The 21,190-nt window shown below is 62.0% G+C and carries 23 protein-coding genes; 13 read left to right on the top strand and 10 right to left on the bottom strand.

All coding sequences use genetic code 11. The features are described 5' to 3' along the window. The first annotated feature begins 25 nt into the window (after positions 1–25). Positions 26–1,135, top strand: coding sequence for a cytochrome c peroxidase (locus tag JAB8_RS19380; RefSeq protein WP_254679551.1), 1,110 nt, complete (start codon positions 26–28; stop codon positions 1,133–1,135). Between the two features lie 46 nt (positions 1,136–1,181). Here the strand turns inward: JAB8_RS19380 and pmbA are convergent, their stop codons facing one another. Beyond that, the gene (gene pmbA / locus JAB8_RS19375) at positions 1,182–2,534 is read right to left on the bottom strand and encodes a metalloprotease PmbA (protein WP_070291024.1); all 1,353 of its coding nucleotides are present in this window, start codon (positions 2,532–2,534) and stop codon (positions 1,182–1,184) included. Between the two features lie 92 nt (positions 2,535–2,626). Between pmbA and yjgA the strand changes: the two genes are divergently transcribed. The 3 genes from yjgA (at position 2,627) to JAB8_RS19360 (ending at position 4,611) form a co-directional block, all read left to right on the top strand. Next, a complete protein-coding gene (gene yjgA, locus JAB8_RS19370; RefSeq protein ID WP_070224233.1) occupies positions 2,627–3,226 on the top strand; it encodes a ribosome biogenesis factor YjgA in 600 nt (199 codons plus the stop codon). 90 nt (positions 3,227–3,316) lie between these two features. Further along, positions 3,317–3,946, top strand: coding sequence for a molybdopterin adenylyltransferase (gene mog, locus JAB8_RS19365; RefSeq protein ID WP_070224232.1), 630 nt, complete (start codon positions 3,317–3,319; stop codon positions 3,944–3,946). Next, complete coding sequence (locus tag JAB8_RS19360) at positions 3,943–4,611, top strand: alpha/beta hydrolase (RefSeq protein ID WP_070291023.1); 669 nt, start codon at positions 3,943–3,945, stop codon at positions 4,609–4,611. Before mog ends, JAB8_RS19360 begins: the two co-directional genes overlap by 4 nt. 71 nt (positions 4,612–4,682) lie before the next feature. Here the strand turns inward: JAB8_RS19360 and JAB8_RS19355 are convergent, their stop codons facing one another. From JAB8_RS19355 to JAB8_RS19335, 5 genes are all read right to left on the bottom strand, one after another. Continuing rightward, on the bottom strand, positions 4,683–6,242 hold the full coding sequence (locus tag JAB8_RS19355) for a S1C family serine protease (RefSeq protein ID WP_254679550.1): 1,560 nt from the start codon (positions 6,240–6,242) through the stop codon (positions 4,683–4,685). Positions 6,243–6,333: 91 nt separating this feature from the next. Next, on the bottom strand, positions 6,334–6,900 hold the full coding sequence (locus tag JAB8_RS19350; protein WP_070291021.1) for a carboxymuconolactone decarboxylase family protein: 567 nt from the start codon (positions 6,898–6,900) through the stop codon (positions 6,334–6,336). Then, positions 6,900–7,748, bottom strand: coding sequence for a fumarylacetoacetate hydrolase family protein (locus JAB8_RS19345; RefSeq protein ID WP_070291020.1), 849 nt, complete (start codon positions 7,746–7,748; stop codon positions 6,900–6,902). The genes JAB8_RS19350 and JAB8_RS19345 overlap by 1 nt, the downstream gene beginning before the upstream one ends. Beyond that, a complete protein-coding gene (locus JAB8_RS19340; RefSeq protein ID WP_175445218.1) occupies positions 7,693–9,042 on the bottom strand; it encodes an MFS transporter in 1,350 nt (449 codons plus the stop codon). The genes JAB8_RS19345 and JAB8_RS19340 overlap by 56 nt, the downstream gene beginning before the upstream one ends. A 2-nt stretch (positions 9,043–9,044) precedes the next feature. After that, positions 9,045–10,409: a lysine 2,3-aminomutase gene (locus tag JAB8_RS19335; protein WP_070291074.1), complete on the bottom strand. Its 1,365-nt coding sequence runs from the start codon at positions 10,407–10,409 to the stop codon at positions 9,045–9,047. A 281-nt stretch (positions 10,410–10,690) separates the two neighbouring features. Between JAB8_RS19335 and JAB8_RS19330 the strand changes: the two genes are divergently transcribed. Then, entirely contained in the window at positions 10,691–11,149 is a 459-nt protein-coding gene (locus JAB8_RS19330; protein ID WP_034780434.1) for a cache domain-containing protein, read from the top strand. A 64-nt stretch (positions 11,150–11,213) separates the two neighbouring features. Continuing rightward, positions 11,214–12,911 carry a methyl-accepting chemotaxis protein gene (locus JAB8_RS19325; protein ID WP_070291018.1) on the top strand — a complete coding sequence of 566 codons (1,698 nt, stop codon included), beginning with the start codon at positions 11,214–11,216 and terminating at the stop codon, positions 12,909–12,911. Here JAB8_RS19325 and JAB8_RS19320 read toward each other — a convergent pair. Next, positions 12,908–13,498 carry a DNA-3-methyladenine glycosylase gene (locus tag JAB8_RS19320; RefSeq protein ID WP_070291017.1) on the bottom strand — a complete coding sequence of 197 codons (591 nt, stop codon included), beginning with the start codon at positions 13,496–13,498 and terminating at the stop codon, positions 12,908–12,910. The two genes, JAB8_RS19325 and JAB8_RS19320, sit on opposite strands and share 4 nt — an antisense overlap. Before the next feature lie 275 nt (positions 13,499–13,773). Between JAB8_RS19320 and JAB8_RS19315 the strand changes: the two genes are divergently transcribed. Continuing rightward, positions 13,774–14,640: an HDOD domain-containing protein gene (locus JAB8_RS19315; RefSeq protein WP_070291073.1), complete on the top strand. Its 867-nt coding sequence runs from the start codon at positions 13,774–13,776 to the stop codon at positions 14,638–14,640. A gap of 106 nt (positions 14,641–14,746) precedes the next feature. Next, the gene (locus tag JAB8_RS19310) at positions 14,747–15,955 is read left to right on the top strand and encodes a hypothetical protein (RefSeq protein WP_070291072.1); all 1,209 of its coding nucleotides are present in this window, start codon (positions 14,747–14,749) and stop codon (positions 15,953–15,955) included. A gap of 15 nt (positions 15,956–15,970) precedes the next feature. Here the strand turns inward: JAB8_RS19310 and JAB8_RS19305 are convergent, their stop codons facing one another. Together JAB8_RS19305 and JAB8_RS19300 are read right to left on the bottom strand one after the other, a co-directional pair. Further along, positions 15,971–16,483: a DNA-deoxyinosine glycosylase gene (locus JAB8_RS19305; protein ID WP_070291016.1), complete on the bottom strand. Its 513-nt coding sequence runs from the start codon at positions 16,481–16,483 to the stop codon at positions 15,971–15,973. A gap of 66 nt (positions 16,484–16,549) precedes the next feature. Next, positions 16,550–17,590, bottom strand: a complete 1,041-nt coding sequence (locus JAB8_RS19300) for a hypothetical protein (protein WP_139143097.1) — start codon at positions 17,588–17,590, stop codon at positions 16,550–16,552. Here JAB8_RS19300 and JAB8_RS19295 point away from each other — a divergent pair. The 4 genes from JAB8_RS19295 to JAB8_RS19280 all read left to right on the top strand — a co-directional run bounded on the left by JAB8_RS19295 (position 17,589) and on the right by JAB8_RS19280 (position 20,452). After that, positions 17,589–18,017, top strand: coding sequence for an Mpo1-like protein (locus JAB8_RS19295; protein WP_070291014.1), 429 nt, complete (start codon positions 17,589–17,591; stop codon positions 18,015–18,017). The genes JAB8_RS19300 and JAB8_RS19295 overlap by 2 nt on opposite strands. Positions 18,018–18,170: 153 nt before the next feature. After that, positions 18,171–18,620, top strand: coding sequence for a glycine zipper 2TM domain-containing protein (locus tag JAB8_RS19290; protein ID WP_034780449.1), 450 nt, complete (start codon positions 18,171–18,173; stop codon positions 18,618–18,620). 366 nt (positions 18,621–18,986) lie between these two features. Beyond that, on the top strand, positions 18,987–19,931 hold the full coding sequence (locus tag JAB8_RS19285; protein WP_070291013.1) for an EamA family transporter: 945 nt from the start codon (positions 18,987–18,989) through the stop codon (positions 19,929–19,931). After that, complete coding sequence (locus JAB8_RS19280; RefSeq protein ID WP_070224219.1) at positions 19,928–20,452, top strand: GNAT family N-acetyltransferase; 525 nt, start codon at positions 19,928–19,930, stop codon at positions 20,450–20,452. The genes JAB8_RS19285 and JAB8_RS19280 overlap by 4 nt, the downstream gene beginning before the upstream one ends. 203 nt (positions 20,453–20,655) lie before the next feature. Here the strand turns inward: JAB8_RS19280 and JAB8_RS29200 are convergent, their stop codons facing one another. Beyond that, positions 20,656–20,994 (bottom strand): hypothetical protein, encoded by a 339-nt coding sequence (locus JAB8_RS29200; protein ID WP_139143096.1) that lies wholly within the window; start codon positions 20,992–20,994, stop codon positions 20,656–20,658. A gap of 14 nt (positions 20,995–21,008) precedes the next feature. Between JAB8_RS29200 and JAB8_RS19275 the strand changes: the two genes are divergently transcribed. Next, a complete protein-coding gene (locus JAB8_RS19275) occupies positions 21,009–21,188 on the top strand; it encodes a hypothetical protein (RefSeq protein ID WP_034746290.1) in 180 nt (59 codons plus the stop codon). Positions 21,189–21,190: the final 2 nt, after the last annotated feature.

Raw genomic sequence — 21,190 nt, 5'->3', positions numbered from 1 at the left:
ATCTTTGTTGCTTGGCTTGCCCGGCATGCCGGGCGCAGCGGCCGAACTCAGCCCTGCCGCACAGCTGGGGCGGCGCATCTTCCACGATGCCAGTCTGTCCGCCTCGGGCAAGCAGTCGTGTGCCAGTTGCCATGACCCGGCCCATGCTTACGCGCCAGCCAACAAACTGGCCGTGCAACTGGGGGGCGCAGATGGCCAGGCGCACGGCTACCGCGCCACGCCATCGCTGCGCTACCTGGAACACACTCCGCCCTTCCGCTTTGATGGGGAAGGCGCACCCAACGGCGGCATCAACTGGGACGGCCGCGCCGCCAGCCTGGCGGAACAGGCGGAACGGCCTTTCCTGGCACCGCACGAAATGGCCAATGCCAGCACGGATGAAGTGGTGGAACGGCTGCGCAACGGCAGTTACGCGGAAGCATTCCGGCACGTCTTTGGCGCTGCCATCTTTACGCAACCGCAACAGGCATTCAGCCGCATCACCTATGCCTTGCAGCAATTCCAGCAGGAAGAGCCGGACTTCCACCGCTACGATTCCAAATATGACCTCTACCTGGCCAACAAGGTTCCGCTGGAGCTGGCGGAATTGCGTGGCCTGGCCCTGTTCAACGATGAACGCAAGGGCAATTGCGCCGCTTGCCACCCCAGCGGGCGGGGCGAACATGGCGCGCCGCCCTTGTTTACGGACTTCAGTTTCGACAATCTGGGCGTGCCGCGCAATACGCGCATTCCCGCCACGGCCGACCCCGCGTATTTCGATTTGGGCTTGTGCGGTCCCGACCGCACGGACCTGGCGCTGAAAGGCGAGCTGTGCGGCGCCTTCAAGGTGCCCAGCCTGCGCAATGTGGCCACGCGCCAGGTGTTTTTCCACAACGGTGTGTTCGACAACCTGACCGATGCCCTGCGCTTCTATGCGCGGCGCGATACGCATCCGCAAGAATGGTATCCGCGCGACCAACAAGGGAAAGTGCAGAAATTCAATGACGTACCCGCGAGGTACCGCGCCAACGTCAACGTCAGCGAAGCGCCGTTCGACCGCAAGCGCGGCATGGCGCCGGCGCTGACGGCGGGCGAGATCGAGGATATGGTGAAATTTTTGGCCACCCTGACGGATGGCTATCAAGTCCAGCAGTAAAGCATGGGGCGCCTGCGCGGCGTAGCCGCGGCGGGTCCCCAAGCACTCAGCCGCCGGCCACCACCATGCTCTCGATGAGGATGGAACCCGTCTCTTTGGTGCCGCGGCGCAGCACGTCGGCGCCTACGGCAACGATGTTGCGCAGCATGTCCTTCATGTTGCCGGCAATCGTGATTTCTTCCACCGGATACTGGATCACGCCATTTTCCACCCAGAAACCGGACGCGCCGCGCGAATAGTCGCCTGTCACGTAATTGGTTCCTTGTCCCATCAGTTCCGTCACCAGCAAGCCCGTGCCCAGTTTTTTCAGCATGGCACTAAAATCGTCGCTGGCGGCCGTCAGGCTCGAGGTCAGGTACAGATTGTGCGAACCGCCCGCGTTGCCCGTCGTCTGCATGCCCAGCTTGCGGGCCGTATAAGTCGACAGGAAATAGCCTTGCACCACGCCATCCTTGACGACGTCGCGGCTGACGGTTTTCACGCCTTCTTCGTCGAACGGCGCCGAACCGACGCCGCCGATCACGTGCGGATCTTCAAAGATCTGCACGTGCGACGGCAGCACCTGCGTGCCCAGTGAATCGTTCAGGAACGTGGATTTGCGGTACAGGGCGCCGCCCGAGGTCGCTTGCACATAGGTACCGAGCAAACCGGCCGCCAGCGGCGCCTCGAACAGCACGGGGCAAGTGCGCGTGCCCAGCTTGCGCGCGTTCAGGCGCGACAGCGCGCGCTCGGCGGCATAGCGGCCGATGGCTTCCGGGCTCGACATCTTGGCGGCGTCGCGCACGGACGAATACCAGTCGTCGCGCTGCATCTTCGCGCCCTTGCCGGCGATGGGTGCCACGGACAGCGTGTGGCGCGAAAACGGATAGCCGCCGATGAAGCCGCGCGAATTGGCGGACACAAAGTGCGATTGCTGCACGTGCACGCTGGCGCCCTCGCTGTTCGTGATGCGCGGATCGACGGCAAACGCGGCCGCCTCGGCACGTTGGGCCAGTGCGACGGCTTCCTCGGTCGAAATGAGCCAGGGATAGAACAGTTGCAAATCGCGGGGGGACATTTCCAGCATGTCGGCGTCGGCCAGGCCCGCGCAATCGTCCTCGGCCGTGAAGCGCGCAATATTGTAGGCGGCGTCCACCGTGGCGCGCAGGGCGGACGGCGAAAAGTCGGAGGTGCTGGCATTGCCGCGTTTCTTGCCGACAAACACGGTCACGCCCATGCCCTTGTCCTTGTTTTGCTCGATCGTCTCGATCTTGCCTTTTCGTACAGAAACGGACAGGCCGCCGCCTTCGCTGACCTCGACGGCAGCGTCGGTGCCGCCCGCTTCCCGCGCAAAAGACAACACATCACGGGCCAGTTGCTGCAATTGCTCTTGACTATGGGTAAATACGGAGTCGTTCATGCGCTGTTTTCTTCGGAAAGCCGCTAAAAAGGTTATCATAGCAGTCGTTTACAGTTTACAGGTGCGGCCTACGCGGCCAATCCCGCCTTATCATGCCAAATCCAAACCGGGGAGCTTGCGGCTTCCAATCCACCGAATTCGAACAGGAATATGAACGTCCGTCGAAATCGGAACTCAAGCGCCAGATGACCGTCCTGCAAAAGCTGGGCGAAGAACTCGTCAATGAGGCACGCGACCGCGTCAAGCGCGTCCCGATGCCGGAAGACGTGCGCGACGCCATTCTCGAATGCCAGCAAATCAAGGATCACGAAGGCCGCCGCCGCCAGCTGCAATACGTGGGCAAGAAAATGCGCACCCTGGATGAAGAAGAAGTTGCCGCCATCCAACGCACCATCGATAGCTGGAAAGGCTTGTCGAAAGCCGACACGGCCAATATGCACGCGATGGAACGCCGCCGCGACAAGCTGTTGACGGATGACAAGGCGCTCACCGTCTTGCTGTCGGAAAACCCGGAGCTGGACGTGCAGCACCTGCGCACCCTGATCCGCAATGCCCGCAAGGAGCAAGCCGAGAACAAGCCGCCGAAAGCCTACCGCGAAATCTTCCAGATCTTGAAAGAGATCGCCAAGAAGAACAACAGCGGCAAGAAAGATGCCGATGAAGATGGCGTTGAGCAAGAAGAAGACGAATAAGCAACTGGGGTCAGACCCGGCGGGTCTGACCCCGAAAGCAGCGAAAAACCGGGATCAGCCCGGTTTTTTTACGACATAGACAGGTGCCCCATGACCACGATAGAAGACGAATTGATTATCGGCCTCGTGTCGATCTCGGACCGCGCCAGCGGCGGCGTGTATGAAGACCTGGGCATCCCCGCCCTGGAAAGCTGGCTGTCCGCCGCCATCCGCACGCCGTTCCGCCTGGAAAAGCGCCTGATCCCGGACGAGCGCTCGCAGATTGAAAACACCTTGATCGACATGGTCGACCTGAACCACTGCCATCTGATCCTGACGACGGGCGGCACGGGTCCCGCGCGGCGCGACGTCACGCCGGACGCCACGCTCAGCGTGGGCACCAAGGAAATGCCCGGTTTCGGCGAACAGATGCGCCAGATCAGCCTGCAATTCGTGCCGACGGCGATCCTGTCGCGCCAGGTGGCCGTGATCCGCGAAACGCCCGAGCGCGCTTGCCTGATCATGAACTTGCCGGGCCAGCCGAAAGCCATCAAGGAAACCCTGGAAGGCTTGAAAGACGCCGACGGCGTGCAACTGGTGAACGGCATCTTTGCCGCCGTGCCGTATTGCATCGACCTCATCGGAGGTCCCTACATGGAAACCGACCCGGCCATCTGCAAGGCCTTCCGTCCCAAATCGGCGCTGCGTCCGGCGCAACCATTACCTGAGGAAAATACATGAGCACCTTGCTGGAAACCATAGAACTCGACAGCGCACCGAATCCCACCGTTTCCATCATCTGGATGCACGGCCTGGGCGCCGACGGCAACGATTTCGTGCCACTGGTGAAGGAACTGGACCTGCGCGGCTGCCCCGCCATCCGCTTCATCTTCCCCAGCGCCGGCACCATGCCCGTCACCATCAACAACGGTTATGTGATGCGCGCCTGGTACGACATCCTCGTAAACGACCTCGTGCGCCGCGAAGATGAGGGCGGCCTGCGCTCCTCGCAGGCGCAGATCGAAGCGCTGATCGCGCGCGAAAAGGCGCGCGGCATTCCCTCCAGCCGCATCATCCTGGCCGGCTTCTCGCAAGGCTGCGCCATGACCTTGCAGACGGGCTTGCGCCATGCGGAACCGCTGGCCGGCCTGATGTGCCTGTCCGGCTACCTGCCCCTGGCCGACAAGACGGCTCTTGAGCGCACGCCGGCCAGCCTGGAAACACCGATCTTCATGGCGCACGGCACGGCCGATCCCGTGGTGCCGATCGGCCGCGCGCAGCAGTCGCGCGACTTGCTCACCGGTATGGGTTACAAGGTGGAATGGCATGAATACATGATGCAGCACTCGCTGTGCCAGGAAGAGATCGACGCCATCGGCGCGTGGCTGAAAAAAGTGCTGGCATAAAGTAAAACAGGCGCGGTGTGCGCCGCGCCTGTTGTTGTACCTGTACGTAAAGTACGAAGCGCCGGGAACGATCAGTTCGCCGGCGTTTTTTCGTTCCAGATTTTCAGCATGTCGGCCGACGCTTCCGAGCGGATACCGTTGTCCGTCAGCACCGATTCCGTCGCGGCCAGCATCTCCTTGCGGGGCACGACGACCATTTCCGCATCGCGCTGCTGAAAGCGGAATGTCAGCAATTCATCGGTCTGGTCGCGCAGCAAGGCCACCAGGTGCGCCAGGCTGCGCACGCGCACGCCATTGACGGAATCGACGACCGAGAAGAAACGGGTGCTGTAGCCATTCATCAGCTTGTGCGGGAAGAACGGCGCGGCGATCACCACCAGCTCTTCGCGCTCGGCATCGGGCGCATCGCCGCGCCGCGTGGCCAGCGGATTGCCGGCGAACGCCATGCCGCCCAAGATCGCCGGGTTGCCATTGGGCGCCGCCATGAATTCCGTCGTGGCGCGCGAAAACACCATGGGGCCGAAGATGAAATAGGAAGGATAACTGCCCTGCAGGCCGCTGATGAGCATCGGGTGCGCCGCCGAGACGGGCACCTTGATTTTCAGGGGCGCGCCCTGGCGCACCACCGTCAACGGCAATTCGCCGTCTTTCGCCAACTGCTGCACGCGGTACTGGAAGCGCACGCGGCTGTTGGCATTCAGCTTGACCATGCCTTGGTTATCGACCGGAAAATCGCCGATATGCGTGATGACATCCCACTCCTTGAGTGGATAGGCGGCATCCTTGCTGGCCGGCGTCATCACGACGGCGCCCTCGACACCCTTGGCCAGTTTCAGGTAGGTGCGCAACGCGGGGTTTTCCAGCGTTTGCGTCACGTCGCGCATGGCCGGCTTGCCCTTGGGCGCGCCGCCTTCCTGGTCGCGCAGGAACAGCTCGATTTCCTCGTTGGGGATGATGTAGCCGATGTTTTGCGCATTGAGCATGCCCGCAAAGGCCAGGCCGATCATCTTGTCACCGGCAATCACGGGGCCGCCGCTATTGCCCGGATTGATGGCCGCATCGATCTGGATGCGCAGGCCGGAGACGGGAAAGTTGTAGCGCACGAATTCGATGCGCGACACGATACCCTTGGTGATCGACAGCGAGGTGCCGCCCGTCGGATAGCCATACGCCAGCACGGCATCGCGCACGTCGGGCAAGACATTGGCGCGTGGCACCGCCTTGTGGCTGGCGAAAAAACTGTCGTCGTCGATCTTCAGCAAGGCCAGGTCCATGCCGCGCGAAATGGCCAGCACGGTGGCCGGTATTTTGTCGCCCGCGCCATTGGCCTGGATCTGCACCTGGCTGGCATAGCCGACCACGTGCGCATTGGTGAGGATGCGGCGGCCTTCGATGACGACGCCGGAGCCCGTCACCTCCTGCGGCGCGGCCTTGCTCCACGGTTTATACGGGTCCGGCCCGCGCAGGGTGGAAAACACCTTGACGACGGAATTTTCCAGGGCGGAAGCGCTGGGGTTAGCCGTAGCGGCGGTCTCGGCGGCCAGCGCCCGCACCGTCATCAATGGGCAAAAAGAAAGGGCCAGCGCCAGGAAGGCGCGGCCCATCAGGGTGATGCACGGACGAGTTTTCATTGAGCTTTTTGGCAATGGAAGGGAAGCAAAATTATATATTGAATAATTGCAACTTCATTACACTTTATCCATCTTTGCCCGAAGAACTATTCTAATCGGGCAAAGGCGTGACGCCCAAGGCCGGCACGGCCGTCTGCGCCCCATTCATCACCATGGCCAGGAAAGTGTAATAGCCATTGATGCCCATCAAGTCGACCACGCCGTGCTCGCCGAACAGCGCCAGCGCCCGTGCATACGTGGCATCGCTGATGCGCTTGTTCTGCTGCAACTCGATGCAAAAATCGTGCACGGCTTGCTCATCTTCTTTCAGGGCCAGCGGTACGCGCCGCGCGGCGATGGCATCCACGGCCGCTTGCGCGATGCCGTTCTGCACGGCCAGCGGCGCGTGGATGGCCCACTCGACTTGCTGGTCCCACTGGCGCGCCGTCACCAGGATCGCCAGTTCCGACAGCCGCGTGCCGATGGCGCTGCGGTAGCGCAAATATTCCCCCATGCGCTGCGCCGTTTCCATCAGCTCGGGGCTGCGGATCAGCGGCACGAAGGGGCCGTACAGCGCCCCGCGCGGCCCGTCGATGATGGCTTGCGCGGCCGCGCGCTGCTGGACATCAAGCCGGTCCAGCGGCAACGCGGGCAAACGGTCGATATCGCTACCGGCCATCAGGCAGTCCAGGCGACCACGTCCTGCTGCTGCTCACCGAGGCCGGCGATGCCCAGGCGCAGGCTGTCGCCTTTTTTGAGGAAGCGCTGCGGCTTGCGACCCTGGCCCACACCCGGCGGCGTGCCCGTGGCGATCACGTCGCCCGGTTCCAGGGTCATGAATTGCGACAGGTAGCTGACGATCTGCGCCACCGTGAAGATCATGGTTTGCGTATTGCCAGTCTGCATGCGCTTGCCGTTGACTTCCAGGTACAGGTCCAGGTCCTGCTCGTCGATGACTTCATCGCGCGTCACCAGCCACGGGCCGACAGGGCCGAAGGTGTCGCAGCCCTTGCCTTTATCCCACTGGCCGCCCCGTTCCAGCTGGAACGAGCGCTCGGAAATGTCGTTGACGACGCAATAGCCGGCCACGTATTTCAAGGCGTCCTCTTCGCTCACGTACTGCGCGCGCGTGCCGATGATCACGCCCAGCTCCACTTCCCAGTCCGTCTTTTTCGAGCCTTTCGGCAGCACGACATTGTCGTCCGGACCGTTCAGGCAAGTGATCGCCTTCATGAACACGATGGGTTCGGCCGGGATCGGCATGCCCGATTCGGCCGCGTGGTCCGCGTAATTGAGGCCGATGCCGATGAACTTGCCGACCTTGGCCAGCGGCACGCCGAAGCGCGGGTTGCCGCGCACCAGGGGCAAGGTCTTTTCGTCGAGCTTGGCCAGCTTGCGCAAGGCCTTGTCGGACAGTTGTGCGCCGTCAATATCGGCAATCACGCCGGACAGGTCGCGCAGTTTGCCTTCTTCATCGATCAGGCCCGGTTTTTCCTTGCCTGGACGTCCATAACGAACGAGTTTCATAGTCTTCCTTGGAGTTGATCATTGCCGCTGTGCAGGCTGCCATTTTACCGGATGGCCCGGCACGCCTGTAGCGGTTGATGAAAAACATCGCAAGTCCTGGCAGTTGCAAGGCCGCCAGCACGCCAAACGCCGCCTGATACGCCTGCGGCGGATACTGCTGCTGGCCGTTCAGGGGCCAGCAGCCGAGGATCAGGCCAAAACCCGCCTGCACTAGGAAGGCGCCCGTAAAAATGAGCAAATTCAGACAGGTGGCCGCCCTGCCCGTCAGGCTGGTCGGCATGCTTTGCGCGACGATCGCATACTCGAGGCCCGTCACCGTGCCCAGCAAGGTAAACAGCACAGACAGCAACGGCAGGCTGGGCACCACATTACACGCCATCGCCGCTTGCACGGCGACAAACAGGATGATGCCCACGGCCGCCACTTGCATGGGCGCAATGCCACGCCGCCCGGCCCATTCCGTCAGCATGCCCATGCCGATGGCGCCGAAGATGACGGCCGCCATGCCCAGGTACAGCAAATACGCCACGTTGTCATCGGACAAGCCGCCCACGTCGGCCAGCCAGCGTCCCACCCACAAGCCCTGCACGCCAAAGAACACCGTGTGCGGCAACAGGATCAGCGCGATGGTGCGGCGAAAGCCGGGATCGCGGTACACGCTCCAGACGCTGACCTTGCTCACCTTGTGCATGCCTGCGGCAGGCGCGGGCATGGCCGGCGACAGCAGGCGGATCAGCAAGCCGACGGCCAGCGCCGCCAGCGCCAGCCCCAGGAACACGCCGCGCCAGTCCGTGTAATGCAGGGCCAGCTTGACGGGCATGGTGGCCGTGGCCGCGCCCAGGCCACCCACGGCGATCAGATAGCCGTGCACGGAGGGCAGCCGCGACGGCGCGATGGCGCACGAGATCGCTTTCACGGCAGCCATGAAACAGCCGCCCAGCCCCGCCCCCATCAGGGCGCGCGCCCACATCAGCTCGGCAAAGCTGTGGCCCCGGCTGAACAGCCACACGGCCAGGGACGCCAGCGCCAGCAGCCACAGTTGCACGGTGCGGGGGCCGTAACGGTCCAGCGCCATGCCGACCGGCAATTGCACCAGCGCAAAGGCGAGAAAAAAGGCGCTGGTCAGCAGGCCCAGCTGGGCTGGCGTCAGGGCGATGGCGCCCAGCAATTCCGCCGTCAGCACGGCATTGACGCCGCGCAACAGGCACGACAGGTAATGCCCGAGCGCGAATGGCAGGAACACCAGGCAAAACACGGCCACGCCGGAACGGGCGGGCGCACCGGCGGCAGGCATGCTCAGGCAGCCTGCGCCAGGCGGATGATTTTATGCGGCAGCTGCGGCACAGGTTCATCCGTCTCGAAGAAGAATTTATCGTGGCCGAACGCGGGCTTCAAATCGTCCATCCACGTCGCTTCCGCATCGAATTTCGCAAAGAACGGCCGGCGCACCCAGTCCGGGTTGCGTGCCTGCAAGAATTGCAGGGCAAACAGTTTTTCGCCATTGATGGTGACGATGCCGTCGATGACGATCTTGCCGGGAAAGGCGCTCATGGACGGTCCCCGCACCGTGCGCGACAGGCCCGACACCATCTGGTAGGCGGCCTGGAAAATTTCGTGCGCCTTCGCCAGCGGCAACTCGAAATAGCCGCGCGGGCCCGTGTCCCGCTCCACAAACATGTAATACGGAATCGCCCCCAGGCGCGTGCCCGTCTGCCATAGCTCGGCCCAGCTTGCCGGGTCTTCGTTGATGTGGCGGATCAGCGGCCCCTGCATGCGCAAGGTGGCGCCCGTGGAAACGATGCGTTTCACGGCTTGCTGCGCGATGTCCTGGCGCAACTCGACGGCATGGCTGTAATGGCCCATCACGGCCAGGTTCTTGCCCGCCTTGACGATGCGCTCGAACAGGCGCATCAAGTCATCCGCATCGCGGTCCGAGACAAAGCGCTGCGGCCAGTACGCCACCGCCTTGGTGCCGATGCGGATGTTCTGGATGTGTTCCAGGCCCGGCGCCAGCAGCGGCTCCAGGTAGGCCGCCAGTTGCCGCGTGTTCATGATCATCGGGTCGCCGCCCGTGATCAGCACGTCCGTCACTTCCGGATGCAGTTTCAGGTAGGCGGCCAGCTCGTTTGATTCGCGCGCATCGAACTTCATGTCGTCCATGCCGACGAACTGGGGCCAGCGAAAACAGAAAGTGCAATACGCGTGGCAGGTCTGGCCCGCGCTGGGAAAAAACAGCACCGTCTGCGCATACTTATGCTGCAGGCCGCGCACGGGCGCATCGTTGACCCGCGGCACGTTATGCGTCATTTGCCCGGCAGGATGGGGATTCATTCCCAGGCGCAAGCCATGCACATAGGCGTCGATGGCCGCCTTGTCGCGCTGCACCAGCACCAGGTCGCGCAGGTGCGCGTACTGCTCCGGCGGCAGCATGTCGCGGTGGGGAAAGACGAGGCGGTAGATGGGATCGTCAGGGATGTTGTTCCAGTCGATCAATTGATCAAGCACATATTCATTGGTGCGAAACGGCAAGACGTGCGAGACCACCTGCACGGCTTCGCGCTGCTCTTCCGGCAGCCATTCCCACTGCCGCGCCTGTTGAATGGTTTGCCGCGTATACGGCTTGAACTTGGGTGCAGACGGCTCGGTAATGAGTGCGGACACGATCAGCTCCTTGCCTGTAAATGGCGACAACTTTCATGAAATCGGCCGTATATCGGCCAATTCCAGCTTTTTCCTCTCCATGCCAGTCCAGCGCGGCATGCTGTGAAAGTCATCATAGTTCTTGCCCCTAGGAACCAAATTGCTACATATCAACAAGCGGTCGATACGTTGCATGCTGCCTACAAGCAACACCTAAGTTTGTTCCACCGCAATTTGATGGGACTGTCGGCGACGTAAATTACGGCTTGGCAACACATCCCTCGATATCACAAGGAGCTTTCATGAAACGCTTATTCACGGGTAGCCTGCTGTGCCTGGCATTTGCCGGCGGCAGCGTCAGTGCCGCGGTCGAACCAACGGAAAAAGACGCCATCGCCATGGCCGAACGGGGCGCCGCCTTCATGAAGGCGCATGGCAAGGAAGAAATGATGAAGAAAATCACGGCGAAAGACCCGGACTTCGTGCAGGGCTCGCTGTACGTGGACATGCGCGACATCAAGACGGGCATCGTGCTGGCCCACCCGATCAATCCTTCCATCGTCGGCAAGGATTTGACGGATGTGCCCGATGCGAATGGCAAGAAATATCGGCGTGAAATCATCGAGCTGGCGCAAAAGCAGGGCAAGGGCTGGGTCGACTACCAATACAAGAATCCCACCAGCGGCAAGATCGAGCCGAAAACCACCTACATCCTGCGCGTCAACGATGTAGTGCTGGAAGCGGGCATCTACAAAAAATAAGGCAGGGGCGGCGTGCACGCCGCGCGCCGCCTGCGGTTTGATCAGCCATAGCCAGGAGTCAAGCATGCTCAATCAATTACGCATCGGACCAAAATTATTGCTGGCGCCCACCCTGGTCTTGCTGTTGCTGATACTCAGCTCGAGCGGTGCCTGGTATGGCATGGTGCGGCAAAATGCCTCGCTGGAAAACATGGTGCGGGTACGCATTACGCATTTGAAGGCGGCCGCGGACGTACTAGGCGAGGCCAAGCACGTACATGGCAATATGTACCAGCTGCTGTCATGGACGAATGGCAGCTTCGCCAAGGCCCGCCTCGATGCGCTGGAGCAACAGATCAAGGCGCGCCACGCGGCCATCGGCGCCCAGCTGGGCACGCTGCGTTCCACGGCCACGGGTGCCGAGCGCACCCTGGTCGATGCGGCCATCACGGCCCTGGCCGGTTATCGCAAGGCCGTACTGGAAACCATGGAAATGGCGCAGATGGACCAGTCGATCGCCACCAACTCCATGCTCAAGGCGGAAACCCAATTCGTCCAGTTCAATACGCAGCTGGCGCAACTGTCTGCCCTGGAAACAACGCTCAGCAGCCAAGCCCACGCGACGGCCAGCGCCGAGTTCCGCAGCCTGGGCTGGAGCCTGCTGCTGACGGTCCTGCTGTCCATCCTCGTCTCCATCGTGGTGACCATGCTGGTGCGCCGCGCCATGCTGGTGGAAATCCGCGGCATTGCCGACGCCGTGCAAGACCTGGCGGCGGGCAAGCTGATGGCCAGCGCCCCCAAGCCGGGCAATGACGAAATCGCCGCCACGTCGCGCGTGCTGGACCAGACCATCGCCCACCTGAACCAGACCTTGCGCACCATCACGGGCGCCGTGCAATCGATCGACACGGCCTCGCGCGAAATTGCCACCGGCAATCTGGACCTGTCGGCGCGCACGGAAATGCAAGCCAGTTCGCTGGAAGAAACATCGAGCGCCATGGAAACCTTGACGGCAGCCGTCAACAACAATGCGGATAATGCCCAGCTGGCCTGCGAGCTGGCGGGACAAGCGTCGACCCTGGCCGTGCAAGGGGGAGCATCGATGCAGCAAGCGGTGGCGACAATGGCGACGATACGCGCCAATTCGCGCCAGATCGTGGAGATTATCGGCGTGATCGACGGCATTTCCTTCCAGACCAATATCCTCGCGCTGAACGCGGCGGTGGAGGCGGCGCGCGCGGGCGAACAAGGCCGGGGCTTTGCCGTGGTGGCGTCGGAAGTGCGCACCCTGGCGCAGCGCTCGGCGCAGGCGGCCAAGGAAATCAAGACCCTGATCGCCACCTCCGTCACCACCATCGACGGCGGCAGCGTGGCCGTGCAGCAGGCGGGCGACAGCATGGGCGCCATCGTGGCCTCGGTGCAGCAAGTCAACGAGATCATCCAGCGCGTGAAAGAGGCCAGCGCCGAGCAGGCGTCGGGCATCACGGAAGTAAACCAGGCCGTCGCGCAAATGGATGACGTCACGCAGCAAAACGCGGCCCTGGTGGAGCAGGCGGCAGCGGCGGCGGCCAGTTTGCAGGACCAGGCCGTCAAACTGTCGGCGGCGGTCAGCGTCTTTACCCTGGATCCAGCCGCGCCGGCCACGCCCGCCGGCGCGGACGACGACGCCTTTCAAGACCCCGCCATGACGCCACCCCAGGACCGGCGCGCGCTGCACAGTCCGCTGCGCGGCAAGCCCGGCATGCGTAACGCCAAGGATGCGCCCCAACGCCGGCGTGGCTAGCGAGGTAACTCGATGACAGGCGCGCGCATCGGCTTGCTCAGGTAGGGCGAGCCTGCCAGCACGAAACGCCACGGCGTCTCCATCGCCTTGGAAATGCCGATGCGCGGCCCCGCCTGTACCGCAACCTCATCCTCGCGGGCCAGCAGCATGAACGGCGGCGCATCGAGCGCCAGCCGGTTCTGCAGATGGCTCACACCGAGCGCCTGGCACACCTTGCCCGGCCCAGAACACAGCTGCCGGGAATCCTCGACGCCGCGCCGTTCGCGCATGGTATCGAGTCCCACGAGCGGTTCGATGGCGCGGATCAACACGCCCGCGCCATGGCCCGCTTCGCGGCACACAAAGTTCAGGCACCAGTGAATGCCGTACGAGCGGTAGACATAGGCGTGCGCGGGCGGGCCGAACATGGCCGCATTGCGCGGCGTCATGCCGCCATACGTGTGCGAGGCGGGGTCCAGCCGGTCATACGCTTCCGTTTCCACGATGCGCCCGCCCACGCCGTCCACCAGCACGGTCACGCCGATCAACTGACGCGCCACGCTGCTGGAATCGTCCGCAAAATCGATACCCGCGAGGATTTTTTTCATCCGGCAATTGTACTGCCGCACTGTCCGCAGCACGCCTGGCCCCACCTTGAAAACAAATAAAACTTGATTTTTCCATCATGAGTATCGGGATAGGGAGCGTCGTAAAATGTGGAAAATAGGGGATGGAGCAAGCCAAAACGGGGATTTTTTCCAGAATAATTTGCAGAGACGAACTATTGCCATGCATAAACAGCGATAATCGTCGGGCACTGCACCAGACGCCCACGAGGCCGGCAGCGGCAGTGCGCAACAGAATAACCACAGGCAAGGCAATGATGATGAGAGCGGCAGCGCAAAAGCAGGTAGTGCAGGAAGATCCGGTTGACGCCCTGATGCGTTCCATCCGTATCCCGCCGCGTCCCAGCCTGCTGGTCGACCTGCAGCGCGAACTGGCCGAACAGGACCCGTCGCCGCGCCGCATCGCGCGCATCATCGCCGACGATGTCGGCATGTCCGGCGCCCTGCTGAAACTGGCGAATTCGCCGTTCTATGGCGCCGCGCGCAAGGCCAAATCCGTCGAGCAAGGCATCAACTTTCTCGGCATTAACCAGTGCAGCGCCATGATGACGGGCTTGCTGGCGCGCCAGGCGCTGGAAGCGGAAGGCGTGGAACTGACCCACTTCTGGGATGTGTCGGCCAAGCGTGCGCGCGCCCTGGTATTTACCTCGCGCAAGCTGCGCATCGCCCCGCCCGACATCGCCCACACCTTCGGCCTGTTCTGCGACATCGGCGTGCCCCTGCTGATGAACCGCTTCGCCGACTACGTCAACACGTACGCGGCGGCGGCCAACGATGCGCACAATTGTTTTACGGCCCTGGAAGACGCGCGCCACCAGACCAACCACGCAGCCATCGGCTGCTTGCTGGCACGCAACTGGGGCCTGTCCTCCGACGTTTCCTGGGCGATTTTGCACCACCACGACTACACGGTGCTAGCCGACCCGTCCACGGACGATGCCATCCGCTCGCTCGTCGCCCTGTCGCTGCTGGCCGAAAAGGGCATTCAGCGCTACCATGGCAACAGTACCTCGCTCGAGTGGGACAAGGGCGGTGAGCTTGCATGCCAGCATCTTGGCCTGTCGCAGGAAGAAGCCGCCGACCTGCTCGACGAGCTGCACGAGATGTTCGATACCGACCATTGAAGTATCAGGCGGCCGCGTCCGCCTGTATGATCTGTCCCGGCGCCAGGCAAAGCCTTGGCGCCCGTTTCCGTTTGCCTGACCCGTATTCCTTAACCTGTTGATCGCCATGCCCAAAAATAAGCGCCCTGTCCCCCGTAAATCCGCCAACACGCCTGAAGACAAGGACGAATCCGTCACGCGCATGCTGTGCACGATGGCCCTGAACCTGGCCGAGCAGGAAGACAGCGAATCGCAGGGCACGGTGCTGGCCGAGCAAGCCGTCGAATTCGGCCGCCTGATCCGCAAGGCCTTGAATCAAAAGAAGGATGAAATCCTGTACGACGCCATCGAGCGTTCCAAGTACGAAGACGTGGGCGCCTACCAGTATTTGCGCAGCCATATCGAGGAAGCGGCGTCCATTTCCGTGATCCGCCGCGAAAACGCCCCGGCCATGGAAATCAACGCCTTCGTCGTGCCCTTGCTGGTGCAAAGCACGGGCGGCCTGAAAGAAGCGGACAGTTTCCAGGACCAGGACGCGTTCGAAGCGCTGGTGAAAAGTTTCCAGCAAGCAGAACTGGAAAGCGCCAAGGCCAAGGTGGTATTGATGAGCCATGCCTATGACCTCGATGAAATCGACCGCATTACCTATAGCCATCTGCATGAGATGGTGCGCGATGCCTATTCGTCGATGACAGACAAGAAAATCGTCGCCACGCCGGGCCTGGAAAGCAGCATCGTCGGCTGGAGCGAGACGGCTTTCGGCCCGCAGGACACGGCCGTCGAACTGCGCTTCCTGCTGGGCTTTGCCCTGAAGCGCGTAGACGACCCGTTCTATACGGAACCGAAGGACGAAGCGGCGCTCGACGCCTGGTTTGATGCGCGCATGGCCCGCTACCAGCAGTGGACGACGGAAGTGGGCGACCTGGTGAAACGCTGCCTGGCGCCGGCCGGCAGCGCGCTGGAAGTGAGCTTCCTCTACCAGGACTTGTTCCACGGCGGCAAGGAACAAGGCATGAGCGAATATGCGATGCTGCAGATGATGTCCGGCATCAACCATGCACTGGCGGAAAACAAGGTGGACGCGGGTGACGTCTCGGTGGTCGTCGGCCCGGCCGATGAACACGGTGAAATGCTGCTGCGCGTCAACGTCAGCACGGCGGGCGGCGCACTGCTGCACAGCGCCGACAAGCCGCTGGACCTGGCCGCCGACCTGCAGGACGAAGTCGACGACATCTGCGACGCGCTGGCCACCATCGGCGTCACCAACTTGTCCGTGGCGCTGAGATTCGATGCCAAGGGGCAACCACTGGAAGCGCAGCCGTACGCGCCTGCGTAAAGGCCGGCAACACGATTAACGCGCGGCCGGCTCCGGTTGGCCACGCAACGACAGCCACGCCTGCAATTTCTGCGCATACGCGAGCGTGTACGCCGGGCTGCTTGACGGCAAGCTGACGATGCGGTAACGCTGCGCGTGCTCGCCCAGCACCGTGAGGCCCAGCTTGGCGGCCGTGCCGCCGTTGAAGGCAATCGTGTGCAGCCGCGGCAAGCTGGCGGCCAGGGCCACCAGGTCATTGTCGTCGCGGGCGCGGATATTGCTGTCCAGGCTGCCCGTGCGCTGCGCCTGCGCCACCACATCCCACAGGCCCACGCCGTGCGCCAGCAAGGTGGCCAAACGCTCTTCATAGGGCAGGCTCTTCAACTCCACGCCCAGCACCTCGCCCAGCAGCATCCAGAACTTGTTTTGCGGATGCGCATAGTACTGGCTGTGCGCCAGCGATTTTTCGCCGGGCAGGCTGCCCAGTATCAGCAGGCGCGTGCCGGCATCGACGACGGGGGCGAAACAGCGCTTGCGCGGGTCCGGCATGGCCGGTTCAACAGACAATAAGCGGGTCAAAAGCGGCATCCTGCAGGATTGGGGACAGCGTCTATTTTACTGGGGCCATTGCACGGGCACAGACATGATGCCCTTGTCATCCCACACCAGTACCTGTGCCGTATGAAATCTGCCTTGCGGTGTGACGGCATTGCCGACGCCGTTGACATGGTATTGGTAGCCCGATCCATAGCGCTGCGCCACGATCGCACGCGCCTGCGTAGCCATATCTCCATGGGAGGCATGCAGCTGGAAAGCCACGCCAGCCATGCCGAGGATCAGGCCGCAGATGGCAGGGATGCGCAGATCGCGTCGCTTGTAGCCCCTGGCATCGCAGGCGGCCATGACGGCAGGCATACCCAGCTGACGATACAGGTAATGAATGACCCACAATGACAGCACGGCTTCCAGCACCGACCAGATACGATAGCCGGGTGCGAGCTTGAATTGCATCACCGTCAGGGACATCGGCTGCAGAAACAGGAAATCGATCGCCAGCACGGCAGGCACGATCCAGAATACCGCCAGCCAGCGCAGCCATACTGCCGCGCGCAGCTTGCCGCGCACCAGGCAGGCACCAAAGATCAGCAAACCGAGATTGCCAAACACATAGGTCCGGCTACCTGTCTGCAAGGTTTCCAGCAAGCCCGCCACTCGCAACACCACCCATGCGAACAGCAACACATAGCCCGCAGACCGCAGAAAGGGGCCGGCTGCTTCCTTGAGCGCGGCAGTGGCCGGATCGAGCGGCTTGTCCTGCGGCCGCGCGGCCCACTGGCGCTGTTCTGCCGCATGGTCATCCTGCTGGCGCTGGGCAATTTCCGCTTCGATGCGCTGGCGCCGTGCCGCATCGGCTCCGTCGGCGCCGGACAGGGCTTGTTGCAGGGACGCCATCGAATAGCGCTGGTAATCAGGGTGGCAGGCTTGCAATATCACGGATACCTTTATTCCATCTGTACAGTGAGTGAAAACATTTCCAATTGGAAATAATAGCCCATAATTTCCAATACAACAATTCTGCGGGCGGTTCGCTGCGTTCGGTTGCCTGAGTTCCGGTGTAGAATTTCCAGCCAGAACACCACACAAGAGACCGCCCATGCGCACCATCGACACCCTGCTGGCCCAGTATGGCGAAAGCCACCGCAACCACATCAATGAATGGGTGCACATCGTGTGCGTGCCGCTGATCGTTTTCAGCTTGCTGGGGCTGCTGTGGAGCGTGCATCCCAGCGTGGCGCTGCTCGGCAGTATCCTGGCCTTATACTATTACTACAAGCTGTCGCGCCCGTTTGCGGCGGGCATGCTGGCGATGCTGGCCGCCATGCTGGGCCTGCTGCAGCTCATGCCGCCGCTGACCATCCTGCCCGCGTCGCTGGCGCTGTTCGTGCTGGCCTGGATAGGCCAGTTCATCGGCCACCAGATCGAAGGCAAGAAGCCGTCGTTCCTCGACGATGTGCGCTTTTTACTCGTGGGTCCGCTGTTCGTGCTGGGATTTTTGTACCGGCGCCTGCGGCTGGCGTATTGAGCGGCAGGCGGTCACGTGGCCACTCGGTCACGCGGGGCCAGTAACAGATTTTTACTATTCGCAACTAGTTATCTTAGGCAAGTGTCCTTATGATAAGTCATCATCTGCCGGTCGACGCAATCGGCAACCAACTTTTGTCCAAGGGAGTCCTACATGAAAGCACCAATTATTGCAGTGGCATTGCTCGCCACCCTGGCCGGCTGCGCCGTACAACCGAACTCGGCAAATGTCTACAACGCGCGCCAGGCGCAGAATGAACAATCGGTTCGCATGGGCACGGTTGAATCCGTGCGCCAGGTAACCATCGACAAGGGCGAAACGGGCACGGGCGTGCTGGCTGGCGCGGCGCTGGGCGGCGTGGCCGGCTCGACAGTCGGGGGCGGCAAGGGCGCCATTGCGGCCAGCATCCTCGGCGCCGTCGCCGGCGGCATGGCCGGCAAGAGCATAGAAGCGAACGCGTCCAACAAACCCGGCCTGGAAATCACCGTGCGCCTGGACAATGGCGACATGCGCGCCATCGTGCAAGACGCCGACGAGCTGTTCCGCCCCGGCGAGCGCGTGCGCCTGCTGTCGGACGGCCGCAAGACCCGCGTCACCCACTGATCTGCTTGCCGGCGCATGCGCTCAGCCGAATGCGCCGGCAGCGAGCAAGGCAGAAGGGTGCAGCCAGATGGCAATCACAGCAGTCACGACGACATACACAAGCACGCTCCATACTTTGATGTGCAGTGAGGCTGGCATGGCGGTCCCCTTCAAAGATGCAATCCGGAAAATATTTACTTGATATTAATGTAAATATTTTCATAAATTCAATATTTTTCAGAAGCACTGCGCTGGCTCAATGCCTGGTGTTTCTTGGCAACACATCGAGCAAGCTCGACCGCACTCGCCATCGCTGCACGATGCCCGCTCGCCATCGCTGCACGATGCCCGCTCGCCATCGCTGCGCGATGCCCGTATACTTGCGCGATGTCCTCTCCTCTCCTGTTCATCATTGCCTGCCTGATCTGGGGCTCCACCTTCTGGGCCATCACCTTGCAGCTGGGCGACGTCGCCCCCGCCGTTTCCGTGGTCTACCGCTTTGGCCTCGCGTCCGCCACCCTGTTTGCCTGGTGCGCCGTGCGCGGCTACCGCCTGCGCCTGCCCTGGCGCGCGCAAAAATGGATGCTGCTGCAGGGCCTGGCCTCGTTTGCCCTCAGCTATGTGTGTACGTATAGTTCGGAGCAATACCTGGTGTCGGCCCTCGTCAGCGTGCTGTTCGCGTTGATGGTGTTCTGGACGCCCTTGCTCAACCGCATTGCCTTCGGCACACAAATCACCTGGAGCACCTGCTGCGCCGCGTTTGTCGCCATCTGCGGTATCGTGCTGCTGTTTTACCAGTCCATCGGCGCGGCGCTGCACGATATGCTCGGCGGCGGCAATGGCCATTTTCTGCTCGGATTCATGCTGGCCCTGGTGGCCACCGTGTCCAGCACGGTGGGCAATGCCCTCGTCATGAAAGTGCGCGAACAGTCCGGCAATGTGATGCTGACCATGGCCTGGACCATGCTGTGGGGCACCTTGATGGTGGCCTGCTGGGCCATCGCCACAGGCCAGTCCTGGCAGCTGCCCACGCGCCCCAGTTACTGGATGGGATTGTTGTACCTGGCCCTCTTCGGCTCGGTGATCGCCTTCAGCGCGTATTTCACCCTGATCGCCCGCATCGGCACGCAAAAGACCGTGTATATCGGCGTCGTCACGCCCGTCATTTCCGTGCTGCTGTCGGTGCAGTTCGAACATTACCGGCCCGCTCCCATCGAATGGGTGGGCATGGTGCTGTGCCTGTCCAGCGTGGCATGGGCCCTGACGTCGGGCGCGCGCAAGACGGCTGCCGTTTCCTCTCTTTCCACCACTTCATCCGCAAAGGCAACATGAGCACCTCTTCCTCCCTCGCCATCCGTCCCGCGACCGCATCCGACGTGGCCGCCATCTTCGGCATGATCCATGAACTGGCCGTGTTTGAAAAACTCGAACACATGATGATCGCCAAGGAATCCATGCTGCACGACAGCCTGTTCGGCAAGCACCCCGCGTGCGAAGCGCTGGTCGGTGAGGAACATGGTGAAGTAGTGACGTTCGCCCTGTTCTTCCACAACTTTTCCACCTTCCTGTGCCGCAAGGGCCTGTACCTGGAAGACCTGTACGTGAAGCAATCGGTGCGCGGCAAGGGCTATGGCAAGCAGATGCTCGTGGCGCTGGCGCAACTGGCCGTCGAACGCGATTGCGGCCGCTTCGAATGGTCGGTGCTGGACTGGAATGAAAACGCGATCAACTTCTACCAGGGCATGGGCGCGGACGTGATGCCGGACTGGCGCATCTGCCGCGTGGCTGGCGATGCCTTGACGCAATTGTCGGCGGGCACGCCGAAAGCCATTGCATTGGAACCGTCAGAGTAAGTTCCCCAAAAAAAATCCCCGCGGGCTAGCGGCACCGCGGGGTGAACCCATTGTCAAGTGGGAGGGGGAGAATGCAATCAACGGTTATCAATATAAACGCAGCTGCTTGCGATGGCGCAGACCTTTACATTTGCTTACCGGGCCTTACATTTGACTTAAATCTGCTAACCAAGTGTCACCAAGTGTCGCTCGGATGACACTGATTATTTCCGTGGTTCAATCAATGTGCCGTGCAAGCCGATATGTTGTTGCGCAACCCCACTGCCACCCTGCGAATTTTTATAGATTTGGTACACTGTCAGGCAGGCGATGCAGCCAGCAACCACGGCAAAAATGACCATGCGACGCTCCTTGAGTATGCTTGATGGGATCAGGGCTCGCGGCTGATGATGTCCAGGCGAGCAGGGAAGATTCAGTGTGGCATCTGCGACGTTGGGGGCATTGCGCAATGTCAAACGCGCCAATTTGACGGGGTCATGGCGTTTGATATGACGCAAAGTGGCGGCATTCCGCTCACACAAAATGAACGCATCATTTCGCATCCGGGAGCCACATCATGAATGTCTCTGCCAAACCGCTCGTCATGAAGATCTACCGCGCCTACCTGCGTTCCCGCCTGGAACGCTACACGCGCGACTTGCAAGCCATCGCCGAACAGCGCGAAAACGACTTCCAGGCCGAACGCATCCTGCACCAGGCCGTCGTCTCGGTGCGCTCGAAACTGCACTCGCTGTAACC

Source organism: Janthinobacterium sp. HH106 (assembly GCF_001758725.1).
GTDB lineage: Bacteria > Pseudomonadota > Gammaproteobacteria > Burkholderiales > Burkholderiaceae_D > Janthinobacterium.
Note: the sequence above shows the minus strand (reverse complement) of the source record. Positions and strands in the feature narration are given on the sequence as shown.